Source organism: Stenotrophomonas maltophilia (genome assembly GCF_001676385.1).
GTDB lineage: Bacteria > Pseudomonadota > Gammaproteobacteria > Xanthomonadales > Xanthomonadaceae > Stenotrophomonas > Stenotrophomonas maltophilia_J.
Map to the genome: position 1 here is coordinate 283,521 of NZ_LYVJ01000005.1, position 12,098 is coordinate 295,618.

Annotated in this window: 12 protein-coding genes, 1 pseudogene and 2 riboswitches; of the genes and pseudogenes, 3 read left to right on the forward strand and 10 right to left on the reverse strand. The window is 66.5% G+C overall.

Annotated features, from left to right (window positions below):
* Nucleotides 1–11: 11 nt before the first annotated feature.
* Nucleotides 12–632: a glutathione S-transferase family protein gene (locus tag A9K58_RS08620; protein ID WP_065198977.1), complete on the reverse strand. Its 621-nt coding sequence runs from the start codon at nucleotides 630–632 to the stop codon at nucleotides 12–14.
* A 115-nt stretch (nucleotides 633–747) separates the two neighbouring features.
* Nucleotides 748–1,518 (reverse strand): annotated as a pseudogene (locus A9K58_RS08625) (NYN domain-containing protein); the annotation flags it as partial.
* A gap of 119 nt (nucleotides 1,519–1,637) precedes the next feature.
* Here A9K58_RS08625 and A9K58_RS08630 point away from each other — a divergent pair.
* Nucleotides 1,638–2,918, forward strand: coding sequence for an NAD(P)/FAD-dependent oxidoreductase (locus A9K58_RS08630; RefSeq protein WP_065198979.1), 1,281 nt, complete (start codon nucleotides 1,638–1,640; stop codon nucleotides 2,916–2,918).
* Between the two features lie 87 nt (nucleotides 2,919–3,005).
* On the opposite strand, the gene A9K58_RS08635 is transcribed toward A9K58_RS08630, so the two are convergent.
* A complete protein-coding gene (locus A9K58_RS08635; RefSeq protein WP_065198980.1) occupies nucleotides 3,006–3,281 on the reverse strand; it encodes a GIY-YIG nuclease family protein in 276 nt (91 codons plus the stop codon).
* Between the two features lie 40 nt (nucleotides 3,282–3,321).
* Nucleotides 3,322–3,411: riboswitch (glycine riboswitch) on the forward strand.
* A 13-nt stretch (nucleotides 3,412–3,424) separates the two neighbouring features.
* Nucleotides 3,425–3,527: riboswitch (glycine riboswitch) on the forward strand.
* 81 nt (nucleotides 3,528–3,608) lie between these two features.
* On the opposite strand from A9K58_RS08635, the gene A9K58_RS08640 reads away from it, so the two are divergent.
* Nucleotides 3,609–4,226: a trimeric intracellular cation channel family protein gene (locus A9K58_RS08640; RefSeq protein WP_065198981.1), complete on the forward strand. Its 618-nt coding sequence runs from the start codon at nucleotides 3,609–3,611 to the stop codon at nucleotides 4,224–4,226.
* Nucleotides 4,227–4,431: 205 nt separating this feature from the next.
* Here A9K58_RS08640 and A9K58_RS08645 read toward each other — a convergent pair whose 3' ends face one another.
* From A9K58_RS08645 to A9K58_RS08675, 7 genes are all read right to left on the reverse strand, one after another.
* Nucleotides 4,432–5,505 (reverse strand): 3-deoxy-7-phosphoheptulonate synthase, encoded by a 1,074-nt coding sequence (locus A9K58_RS08645; protein WP_065198982.1) that lies wholly within the window; start codon nucleotides 5,503–5,505, stop codon nucleotides 4,432–4,434.
* Nucleotides 5,506–5,763: 258 nt separating this feature from the next.
* Entirely contained in the window at nucleotides 5,764–6,024 is a 261-nt protein-coding gene (locus tag A9K58_RS08650; RefSeq protein WP_065198983.1) for a hypothetical protein, read from the reverse strand.
* Nucleotides 6,025–6,129: 105 nt separating this feature from the next.
* On the reverse strand, nucleotides 6,130–6,468 hold the full coding sequence (locus A9K58_RS08655) for a DUF6616 family protein (protein WP_065198984.1): 339 nt from the start codon (nucleotides 6,466–6,468) through the stop codon (nucleotides 6,130–6,132).
* A 47-nt stretch (nucleotides 6,469–6,515) separates the two neighbouring features.
* The gene (locus A9K58_RS08660; RefSeq protein WP_065198985.1) at nucleotides 6,516–7,256 is read right to left on the reverse strand and encodes a DNA alkylation repair protein; all 741 of its coding nucleotides are present in this window, start codon (nucleotides 7,254–7,256) and stop codon (nucleotides 6,516–6,518) included.
* Nucleotides 7,253–7,753, reverse strand: coding sequence for a MarR family winged helix-turn-helix transcriptional regulator (locus A9K58_RS08665; protein WP_065199027.1), 501 nt, complete (start codon nucleotides 7,751–7,753; stop codon nucleotides 7,253–7,255). The genes A9K58_RS08660 and A9K58_RS08665 overlap by 4 nt, the downstream gene beginning before the upstream one ends.
* 196 nt (nucleotides 7,754–7,949) lie before the next feature.
* Nucleotides 7,950–9,599, reverse strand: coding sequence for a chaperonin GroEL (gene groL, locus A9K58_RS08670; RefSeq protein ID WP_065198986.1), 1,650 nt, complete (start codon nucleotides 9,597–9,599; stop codon nucleotides 7,950–7,952).
* Nucleotides 9,600–9,680: 81 nt separating this feature from the next.
* A complete protein-coding gene (locus A9K58_RS08675) occupies nucleotides 9,681–9,968 on the reverse strand; it encodes a co-chaperone GroES (RefSeq protein ID WP_005411227.1) in 288 nt (95 codons plus the stop codon).
* 310 nt (nucleotides 9,969–10,278) lie between these two features.
* On the opposite strand from A9K58_RS08675, the gene A9K58_RS08680 reads away from it, so the two are divergent.
* Nucleotides 10,279–12,060, forward strand: coding sequence for an endonuclease (locus tag A9K58_RS08680; RefSeq protein ID WP_065198987.1), 1,782 nt, complete (start codon nucleotides 10,279–10,281; stop codon nucleotides 12,058–12,060).
* Nucleotides 12,061–12,098: the final 38 nt, after the last annotated feature.

The window sequence follows — 12,098 nt, forward strand, 5'->3', positions numbered from 1 at the left end:
GAACGCCGCGCTTACGTCAGGGGCGACATCACGCCGCGCTGGTAGGCCGGCCGCTCGCGCAGGCGCGCGTACCATTCGGCCAGGTGCGGCAGTTCCGGGCGCTGGATCGGCAGCTCGTACCAGGCGTACACCAGCGATCCCAGCGGGATATCACCCATCGCGAATTTCTCGCCCGACAGCCAGGGCTGCGTCGCCAGGGTGGCGTCGGCCATCGCCAGGTAGTCACCGGCACGGACGATGGCGGCGCTGATGCGCGCCTCGTCACGGTCTGCGGGCGCGGTGCGCATGATGCCCCAGATCAGCTCGCTGTACAGCGGTGCCATCCGAGAGGTGCTCCAGTCCATCCATTTCTCGGCCTGGGCGCGTTGCATCGGGTCTTCGGCATACAGCGTGCCCAGCGCATAGCGCGCGCTCAGGTAGCGAACAATGGTGTTCGATTCCCACAGCGGCAGGCCATGGTCTTCGATCACCGGGACCAGGCCATTGGGATTCATCGCCTGGTACTCCGGCGTCTGCGTGCCCCCATGGCTGCCGCCGACTTCAATGGATTCGTACGGCAGGCCGATCTCCTCGGCACACCACAGCACCTTGCGGACGTTGCTGGAATTGCGCCGCCCCCAGATCTTCAACATGCGGATTTTCCTTGCTGGCAATGCAAGCGGCAACGATACGCCTGATCGGGCGGGGTGTGCGCGTGCCGGAAGCGGGATCTGGCATCTGGACGTTGCCGGCCAGCGGCCGGCACTACCGGGCCTTCTTCGGCAGCGCGCGCACGTAGGACGACTTGCCGTCTTTCTTCAGTTCGAACAGGCCGGTCGCTGCCAGCAGGTCGCTGAGCTTCCCATACCCATAGTTGCGCGAGTCGAATGAGGCTTGGTTGCCGATCTGGCTGCCGACCGGGCCCAGGTGTGACCAGCCATCGTCACCTTCGGCCGAAGTCACCGCGCGGCGCAGCATCTTGACCAGCCGCGTGTCGCTGCGCAGTTCGGCACCGCTCTTGCGTGGGCGCGCTTCATCGGGCGATGCCTGCTCGCTCGGCTCGCTCGATGCCTGTTCCATTTCAGGGGCGCTGGCGTGGGCCTGGCCCAGTGCTTCCAGGTACGTGAATTTCGAGCAGGCGTTGACGAAGGGATCGGGCGTCTTCTTCTCGCCGAAGCCATAGACCTTCACGCCATCGGTCAGCAGGCGCATCACCATCGGGGTGAAGTCCGCATCGCTGGACACGATGGCGAAGCCATCGAGGTTGCGCGCGTACAGCAGGTCCATCGCATCGATCACCATCGCCATGTCCGAGGCATTCTTGCCCTTGCTGTAGGCGAACTGCTGGATCGGGCGGATCGCGTACTCATGCAACACCGCTTCCCAGCTCTTCAGCCGCGGGCTCTTCCAGTTGCCATAGGCGCGGCGCACATTGGCGACGCCGTAGCGGGCGACTTCGGCCAGGACCTCGTCGATCTTGGAAGCCGGCGCATTGTCAGCGTCGATCAACAGGGCGATGCGCTTTTCCGGTTCGCTCATGGGCTCCTCACGGGCCGTTGCCTGAACCCAAGTATCGCCGATCCATGCGGGCGCTGACGTGACAGGCGGCCGCCATGCGAAGATGACGGGCGACCCCCATGCCCCCCTGGAGTGAGTCGATGAGTCGCGAGCGCGTTCCCCACCTGGTCGTTGTCGGCGGCGGTTTTGCCGGACTCTGGGCCACCCGTGCCCTGGCCCGCGAACGCATGCGCATCACCCTGGTCGACCGCCGCAACCATCACCTGTTCCAGCCGCTGCTGTACCAGGTGGCCACCGCCGGCCTGTCCGCGCCGGATATCGCCGCACCGCTGCGCCACATCCTCGGCCACCAGCGCAACGTGGAAGTGCGGCTGGGCGAAGTGGTCGCCATCGACAGGCAAGCCCGGCAGATCCGCCTGGCCGATGGCAGCACGCTGGACTACGACAGCCTGCTGCTGGCCACCGGTGCCACCCATGCCTACTTCGGCAACGACCAGTGGGCCGGTGATGCCCCCGGCCTGAAGACCCTGGACGACGCCATCGCGCTGCGCCGCAAGCTGCTGCTGGCATTCGAGCGCGCCGAGGCCGAACCGGACCCGGCGAAGAAGGCGGCGTGGCTGAGTTTCGCCATCGTCGGCGGCGGGCCGACCGGTGTTGAACTGGCCGGTACCCTGGCCGAGATCGCGCGGCACACGCTGCGCAACGAATTCCGCCACATTGATCCGGCCAGCGCCAAGGTGCGGCTGATCGAGGCCGGCCCGCGCGTGCTGTCCTCGTTCCCGGAGGTGCTTTCGCTGAAAGCACGCCGGCAGCTGGAAAAACTGGGCGTGGACGTGCTCACTGGCACTCCGGTGAGCAACATCGACAGCCAGGGTTTCATGCTGGGCGATCAGTTCGTGCCAGCACGCACCGTGGTGTGGGCCGCGGGGGTGGCAGCCTCGCCGTTGGCACGCACGCTGGACGTTCCTCTGGACCGCGCCGGCCGCGTGCAGGTGCAGCCTGACCTGACCCTGCCCGGCCACCCGGAGCTGTTCGTGGCCGGCGATCTCGCCGCACTGAACCAGGCCAACGGCAAACCGGTTCCCGGTGTGGCCCCTGCCGCAAAGCAGATGGGCAAGTACGTGGCCGAGGTGGTCCGCGCACGCCTGCATGGCAAGCCCGAGCCCGGGCCTTTCAAGTACGCCGACTACGGCAACCTGGCCACCATCGGCCGCATGGCCGCCATCGTGCACCTGGGCCGCCTGCAACTTTCCGGCGTGCTGGCCTGGTGGTTCTGGCTGGCCGCGCACGTGTTCTTCCTGATCGGCTTCCGCAATCGCATCGTGGTGCTGCTGAACTGGGCAGTGGCGTACTGGAGCTACCAGCGCAGCGCGCGCATCATCTTCGGCGATGACCAGGATGATCGGCGGGCGAAGCGGTAGGGTTTCCTGGCGACTTTCCCGGGTCAGATCCCTTTCCGCAGGAAAGGGATCTGACCCCGGCTGCAGCAGCCGAGCATGGGCTCGGCTCTACAGCACGCCGGAATCGCGCGCCTGCAGCCAGGCCAGTTTGCGTTCGCGCGGCTGCTGCTTGAGCTGCCATTCGGCCCGTGACGCGGCGGCCCGGTCCGGGTACTGGCGCACGGCCAGCACGCGCAGCGGCGGGCGGGCCCGGGTGTAGCGCGCGCCCTTGCCGGCCTGGTGGGCGGCGAAACGCGCATCCACATCGGTGCTGATGCCCGCGTAGTAGCTCCCGTCGCGGCATTCGAGCAGGTACAGGAACCAGGGGCGGAGGGACGGGGCCATGGCCGGATTATGCCGTGCTGCACTGCAGCGGATATACTGGCGCCCGAATGCAGGAGAGAGGCGCCGCGCTGGCGCCCGCCGAAGGCGCAGGCTCCCATGATCGCTCAGGCCGGTGGGCTGGAATCCCACCAACCATGCATTCGACTCGCCGAGCTGGAGAGAGGTCACCGGGCATGCCCGGGATCCGCCGAAGGGGCACGCGGCCCATGCCGTTGAACTCTCAGGCAAAAGGACAGCGGGAGCGGCACCGGCCATCGTCATCCCGTCATTGCGCAGGCAATAGCGGTACGGGCGCATGGCCGGCCCCACCGCGCCCGGAGCCTGTCCATGCTGTTGTCCATCATCTACCTGATCGCCATTTCCGCCGAAGCCATGACCGGTGCGCTGTCCGCCGGCCGCCGCCGCATGGACCTGTTCGGCGTGGTCATGATCGCCTGCGTCACCGCCCTCGGTGGAGGCTCACTGCGCGACATCCTGCTCGGCCACTACCCGCTGGGCTGGGTGAAGCACCCCGAATACCTGGGCTTCACCGTATGCGCGGCGCTGATCGCCACCTGGGTGGCGCGCTGGATGCATCACTTCCGCCGCACGTTCCTGGTGCTCGACGGACTGGGCCTGATCGCCTTCACCCTGATCGGCTGTTCGATCGCGCGTGAGGCCGGCCATGCGATGCCGATCGTGCTGATCGCCGGCATGCTGACCGGTGCCTTCGGCGGCGTGCTGCGCGACATCCTCTGCAACGAGGTGCCGCTGATCTTCCAGAAGGAGCTGTACGCGATCATCGCGCTGCTGACCGGCGCGGCGTATCTGCTGCTGCTGCACTGGGGCGTGGCCGACGCCACCGCGATCCTGTGCTGCCTCGGCGGCGGCTTCGCGCTGCGCCTGCTGGCGATCCACTTCCGCTGGGAAATGCCGAAGTTCGTCTACCACGACGAAGTGCATTGAGGTTCGCGTTCGCCTGGGGTTCCATGCTGGGCGCGGATCGACTGCACCACCCCGGCGATGTACCTGGCGCTGTCGCTCATGCGCAGCGCCAGGCGCATCGCCGGTGCGGACGGGCCGGTCTCCAACTCCGACCGGCCCTGATCGCGGCCGCACCCCCGCAGGCGCTGGCCGCCATCCACACAGGTTCCGCCCCCAGGCGGCTTGATCACGCTGCTTCGGACACCTTCACCGCGCGACGGGCGCGCACGGCCGTGGCCAGCCGCTCCAGCACCGTCACGGTGGTATCCCAGTCGATGCAGCCATCAGTGATGCTCTGCCCGTAGACCAGCGGCTGGCCTTCGACCAGCTCCTGGCGGCCACCGACCAGATGGCTCTCGATCATCACGCCGACGATGCGCTGTTCGCCCTCTTCCAGCTGAGCGGCGATGTCCTCGATCACCTTCGGCTGGTTGTCGGGGTTCTTCAGGCTGTTGGCATGGCTGGCATCGATCATCAGGCGGGTCGGCAGCCTGGCCTTGGCCAGCGCCTGGCAGGCGTCGGCAACACTGGCTGCGTCGTAGTTCGGCTGCTTGCCCCCACGCAGGATCACATGGCAATCGGGGTTGCCGGTGGTCGACACGATGGCGGTGCCGCCCTGCTTGGTGACCGACAGGAAATGATGCGGGTTGGACGCCGCACCCACCGCATCGGCGGCGATCTTGACGTTGCCATCGGTGCCGTTCTTGAAGCCGACCGGGCACGACAGTCCCGAGGCCAGCTCACGGTGCACCTGGCTTTCGGTGGTACGCGCACCGATCGCGCCCCACGCCACCAGATCGGCGATGTACTGCGGTGAGATCACGTCGAGGAATTCGACACCGGCCGGCAGGCCAAGCTTGTTGATGTCGCGCAGCAGGCCACGGGCGATGCGCAGGCCCTTGTCGATCCTGAAGCTGCCGTCCAGGTCCGGATCGTTGATCAGGCCCTTCCAGCCCACCGTGGTGCGCGGCTTCTCGAAGTACACGCGCATGACGATTTCCAGCTCGCCTGCCAGCGCGTCGCGCAGTGGCTTCAGGCGCTGTGCGTACTCGATGGCGGCGTTTGGGTCGTGGATCGAGCACGGGCCCACCACCACCGCCAGGCGGTCGTCACGGCCGTGCAGGATCTGGTGCAGCGCCGCGCGCGAGGCGCTGACAGTGCCGGAGGCTTCATCGTCGCAGGGCAGCATCGCCAGCAGCTGGGCAGGCGGTGTCAGCGGTTCGATGGTACGGATGCGCAAGTCGTCGGTGTGCGGGGGCATTGCAGGAGATCTCCGGAACGTTGGGGGTCCCCAGCGTGGCGGCATGAAAAAAGCCGCCAGGTTCGCTGGCGGCTTTCGGGAATGCGTCTGAAGCTTTCTTCAGGGTGAGCGCAGTCCTTCCTCCGCCAGTGGCTTCGGAAAGTAATACCAGTAAAAACGGGTAGCGGCTGCGTTCATGGGATCTATTGATAGCACAGCTTTTGCGCAGTGCAAAATGTTTCATCCGCAACTGGGACGCTGCCCGAGCGCAGCGGCGGCCTATCGGCTGCCATGCACTTCAACGTCCAGCAGCAGGCCTTCGTGGATATCGGCCCAGTGCTCCAGCACCCGATCCAGCTCCTGCCGGGCCTCGTCCAGCTGCTCGGGGTTGAGCAGCGAGCGCGCGGTGTAGAGGTCGGAGACCAATCGACGCAGGGTCGATTCCGGGATGGCCACCGACGGGTTCTCCTGCCCCGGCAACTGCAATGCCGGGCACTCGCCAAGCGGACCGAACAGCGTGACCTCGAGCTTGCTCTGCATGATCAACGTCCCTGCGGATGGACATGGGCAACGCACTGTTTACCGTGTATCGGTGACAGGCGCATCTGCCGCCCATGCCGGGGATCGCAGGCGGCCGCCGTGCCGCTACAGCGCGGCCAGGTCGGCCAGATGCTGGCCCATGCTGTCCACCTCACCGATGGCATGGGTGGTGGTGAAGTAATCATGCCAGCCGGTGGCGGCGATCCCGGCCACCAGTGTGTCGGCCGCTTCGCGGCTGGCGCAGTGCCAGACCGCATAGAACTGCTCGCCGCTGCCATGCGGCACGTCGGTAGCGATGCGGCCCATGGCCAGCGGCCTGATGCTTTCCGGGTCGAAACGCTGCATGCCCTCGCCGATGCGGGCGAAGAAGGCGGTGCGTTGTCCGGGCGAGAGCGCCGTCCAGGCGGGGGTGGCGGTGTAGAGCTCGATGAAGGTGTGGGGCATTGCGGTTCTTCCTTGAGGTTCATGAGATTGCCGGCCAGCGGCCGCCATTACCGCAGTGATCGCATGGCGCGTTTGCGGATGTAGGCGTTGGCGTCGCTGTGTTGCTCGCGTTGCCAACGTGCGCACAGCCCACGCAGCCATTGCGGCTGCGTCTTGCCGGCATCGTTGAGCCAATTGCCGACGGAGTCCTGCACATAGCGCTCGGGGTCATCGGCCAGCGCGTCCAGCAACGGCACTGCGTGTTGGGGCTGCTGCTTGAACAGCGCGATATGCGTAGCCCAGACGCCCCGGGGACGCAGCGCCTCGCAGGCGAAACGGCGCAGGTACGGCGATACTTCCTGCGTCCACGGTTGCAGGTACCCAAGCGCCTGCAGCGGTGCAGCAACGATGTCCGCGCGCAGTGCCAGCCAAGCCCATTCGCGCACGCCGAAGTGCGGGTCATCGGCCAGCGTTCGTATCACCTGCAGCTTCCCTGCCAGGGGCGTGCCGGCGTCACTGCCGATCAGGTAGCAGGCCCAGCCACGCACCGTATCGGAGGCGTGGCCTCGCCACTGCGCGGGATCGCCCTGTCCGCTGTCGCGCAGCAGGCGGGCGGCCAATGCCATGCGCTGGGTGATGCCCTTGCCTGCGGCGTCGCGCATGCGTTGCAGTGCGTCCGGTTCGAGCACAGGTGCCACGACGTGCAGCAGTTCGGCGAAATCCACCGCCAGGCACTCGGCCAGGTGGGTGGCGGCGACGCGGCCGGTGCTGAGCGCACGCAGGCGTTCGGCCGCAATGGGCGCGCTCATGCAGCGGATTCCCGCCCGGCATCGGTGTGCTGCCAGACCTTGTGCAGCAACCGTGAAAGCTGCTGCTGTTCGTCGGCCTCCAACCCGTTGAACAGGCCCCCGATCCACTGCGTGTGCTGCTCGAACAGCGCCTCGGCGAGGCGTGTCCCCCGTGCGGTCAACACGATCCGCAGGCGGCGGCCATCTTCGGCATCGCTGTGGCGCTGCAGCAGGCCTTCGCGCTGCAGGCCGTCGAGCAGGCCACTGATGGTGGCGCGGGTCACGCCGGCACGCTCGGCCAGCTCATGCGGCGGCAGCGAGCCACCGGCCCCGTGCAGCAGGAACAACACGATGAAGCGGCCTTCGCTGAGGCCATGCGGTGCCAGCCGTGCGGCACAGTCGTGGTCGATGGCGGCAGACAGTGACAGCAGTTGGAAGCACAGGCGCAGCTGGGCCAGGTTTACCTCGCCGCGGCGCGCAGCTTCCTTGAGCAGAGCGGTGTGTTTTGCTTCCAGCATGCCGGCCACCATGTGATTAGGCGCCTAATCATAATCGATTTTCGCCCTGGAACCACGCTGTGCGGAGCATGCGGGGCCGGGTCCGGCCAAGCCCGCGCATCGCCCCAAAAGAAAAACCCCGCCTTGCGGCGGGGTTTTCCAGTACGGCGGTGAAGGGTGCCGGCCCAGGGCGGGCACCTCCTGGTACGGCGAGGACTTAGAAGTCCATGCCGCCCATGCCACCCATGCCGCCCATGCCACCGGCGCCGCCCATGGCCGGCTCGTCCTTCTTCGGAGCTTCGGCCACCATGGCTTCGGTGGTGATCATCAGGCCAGCGATCGAGGCGGCGTTCTGCAGGGCCGAACGGGTCACCTTGGTCGGGTCCAGGATGCCGAACTGCAGCATGTCGCCGAACTCGCCGGTGGCCGCGTTGTAGCCGAAGCTGCCGGTGCCTTCCTTGACCTTGTTGATGATGACCGACGGCTCGTCACCGGCATTGGCGACGATCTCGCGCAGCGGGGCTTCCATCGCGCGCAGGGCGATCTGGATGCCGTGGTTCTGGTCTTCGTTGGCGCCCTTCAGGCCGGCCAGGGCGGTGATCGCACGAACCAGGGCCACGCCGCCGCCCGGGACCACGCCTTCTTCAACGGCTGCACGGGTGGCGTGCAGGGCGTCGTCGACGCGATCCTTCTTTTCCTTCATTTCGATTTCGGTCGACGCGCCGACCTTGATCACGGCAACGCCGCCGGCCAGCTTGGCCACGCGTTCCTGCAGCTTCTCGCGGTCGTAATCCGACGAGGTGTCCTGGATCTGGGTCTTGATCTGGGCCACACGGGCTTCAACGTTGGCCTTGTCGCCGACGCCGTCGATGATGGTGGTGTTCTCCTTGGAAACCTGCACCTTCTTGGCGCGGCCCAGGTCCTTGATGGTGGCCTTCTCCAGCGACAGGCCGACTTCTTCGGAGATCACGGTACCGCCGGTCAGCACGGCCATGTCTTCCAGCATCGCCTTGCGGCGGTCGCCGAAGCCCGGAGCCTTGACGGCCACGACCTTGACGATGCCACGGATGGTGTTGACCACCAGGGTCGCCAGCGCTTCGCCTTCGACTTCCTCGGCCACGATCAGCAGCGGCTTGCCGGCCTTGGCGACGCCTTCCAGCACCGGCAGCAGGTCACGGACGTTGGAGATCTTCTTGTCGTGCAGCAGGATGAACGGGTCATCCAGGTCAGCGGTCTGCGACTGCTGGTTGTTGATGAAGTACGGGGACAGGTAGCCGCGGTCGAACTGCATGCCCTTGACCACGTCCAGCTCGTTGTCCAGGCCCGAGCCTTCTTCAACGGTGATCACGCCTTCCTTGCCGACTTCCTTCATCGCATCGGCGATGATCTGGCCGATCGACTCGTCCGAGTTGGCCGAGATGGTACCGACCTGGGCGATCGCCTTGTCGTCGGCGGTCGGCTTGGAGATGTTCTTCAGCTCGGCGACGGCGGCCGACACGGCCTTGTCGATACCGCGCTTGAGGTCCATCGGGTTCATGCCGGCGGCCACGGCCTTGGCACCTTCGCGGATCAGGGCCTGGGCCAGCACGGTGGCGGTGGTGGTGCCGTCGCCGGCGTCGTCGTTGGTGCGCGAAGCAACTTCCTTCACCATCTGCGCGCCCATGTTCTCGAACTTGTCAGCCAGTTCGATTTCCTTGGCGACGGAGACGCCGTCCTTGGTGATGGTCGGAGCGCCGAAGCTCTTTTCCAGCACGACGTTGCGGCCCTTCGGGCCGAGCGTGGCCTTGACGGCATTGGCGAGAACGTTGACGCCGCGCACCATGCGCGAACGGGCGTCTTCACCGAAACGGATATCCTTGGCAGCCATTGCATTTACCTCATTGGTAGCGCCGGACGAGGCCCGGCGGCTGGGATTTGGGGATCAGGTTGAAACAGGTCGCGCCGAGGCTCAGCCGATGACGGCGAGCACGTCGTCTTCGCGCAGGACCTTGTACTCGACGCCTTCGCTCTTGTAAGAGCTGCCGGCGTACTGGCCATAGATGACCTTGTCGCCGACCTTCAGCGACGGCGCGCGCACGTTGCCGTTGTCCAGCGGCTTGCCTGGGCCGACGGCCACGACCTCACCCTTGGTGGACTTTTCCTTGGCCGAGTCGGGGATGACGATGCCACCGGCGGAGATTTCGTCGGCTTCGATCGGCTTGACCACAACGCGGTCGTGCAGCGGCTTGATGCTCATAGGAGACCTCTTAAGTGATTGATTGGTCTAAAAAAGTCCGGCGATGTTAGCACTCGCATCAAGCGAGTGCCAGAACCGCACGTGAAGAAACCCGACAACGTCGGGAGCAGGGCAGAGATGGAGCCCGCCCATCCCCTTTCAAGGGGCGGAAGACAAAAAATTTCTGGCGCCCTACCCTGCCGCAACGCGGCAAATCCCGCCGGATTCGGTGACCCGCGTCGCACTGTCAGACATCTGGCGTTCATTTACGACAAAGTGTCACGGGATCGGCCTTAGGCTCGCCGGGCATCCCAATCACAAGGAGTAGTCGATGCGATTGCTGTCCCCGCTTGCCGCGGCCTGCCTGCTGGCCCTGGCCACTGCACCGGCCCAGGCCGAGGTCTTCATCAATGAACTGCATTACGACGACAGCACGGCCGCCGGAGACGTCGGCGAAGCGATCGAAGTCGTAGCGACCGCCGGCGAAGACCTGTCCGGGTACCGGCTGTACCTGTACAACGGCAGCACTCCGTCGGCTGCCGTGGTGTACGCCAACACTCCTGTGCCGGCGGGCAGCGCTGCCGGCTGCGGCAGCGCCACCCTCGCCGTGGTCAACTACCCGACCAACGGCCTGCAGAATGGCGCGAACGACGGCATCGCCCTGGTCGATGCCAGCGGCAGGGTGGTCCAGTTCCTCAGCTACGAGGGAACGATCACCGCCTCCGGCGGCCCCGCCGCCGGCATGACCAGCCAGAACATTCCGGTGGCCGAGAGCAACAGCACGGCCGCGGGCACTTCGCTGCAGCTGACCGGCAGTGGCAGCCAGTACGCGCACTTCACCTGGGCCGAATCCGCCACGCAGACCTTCGGCAGCTGCAACAACAACCAGACCTTCAGCGGCGGCGGCACCCCGGGCCCGAACACGCCACCGTCGGTGTCCACCACCACCCCCGCGCAGGGCAGCAGCACCTTCCCGGCGGCCGCCGACCTGGAAGTGGTATTCAGCGAGACGGTGAACCTGGCCAGCGGCGCCTTCGCCCTGAGCTGCGGCAGCTCCGGCAGCGTACCGCTGAGCTACCCGGCCAGCGGCAGGACCGTGAAGCTGTCCACCAACACCGCGCTGGTGGCCGGTGAAGCCTGCCGCTTCGACATCCGCGCCGCGCGCATCACCGACCTGCAGGGCGCACACCCGGCTGCCGACAGCCGGATCGCTTTCAGCGTGGCCAGCGCCGGCGGCAATCCGGACCCGGGCGTGCCGAGTGGCTACTACTCGAAGGTGAACACTTCCAGCCCCAGCCAGCTGCGCTGTTCGCTGCACGCCACCATCAAGGGCCATACGGCGTACCCCTACAGCGGCACCGGTACCAGTACCTGGACCATCCTGGAGATCGCCGACGAGGACCCGAACAACCCGAACCGGATCCTGGACGCCTATCGCAACCACAGCTACGCCAAGGTCAGCGACCGCGCAGGCACCGGCTCCGGGCTCACCTACAACCGCGAACATACCTGGCCGAACTCGCTGGGCTTTGCCAGCACCACCGGTGACAAGGGCCTGCCCTACGCGCCGTACACCGATACCCACATGCTGTATCTGACCGATGCGCAGTGGAATGCCGACCGCGGCAACAAGCCGTTCGGCAAGTGCGACGCCAGCTGCGGCGAGCGGGCCACCGAGGCCAACAACGGCCAGGGCGGCGGTACTGGCGGCTACCCGGGCACCTCCAACTGGGTGCGCACGCCGGACGGCAACACCGGCACCTTCGAGGTGTGGGGCCATCGCAAGGGCGACATGGCGCGTGCGGTGATGTACATGGCGATCCGCTACGAAGGCGGCAAGGATGCGGCCACCGGCCAGTCCGAACCGGATCTGGAGCTGACCGACGACCGCAGCAAAATCGTCAAGACCAGCAGCTCGCCAGCCTACATGGGCCTGCTGTCGACACTGATCGACTGGCACCTGTCCGATCCGCCGGACGACGCCGAGCGCGCGCGCAATGACGTGATCTACAGCTTCCAAGGCAACCGCAACCCGTTCATCGACCACCCCGAGTGGGCGACCCCGGCCCTGTTCACCTCGGCCAAACCAGCGACCTGCCAGCTGGCCAACTGACCGCGCAACGCAGCGGTCCATCGCCGCCGCCGGGCCAG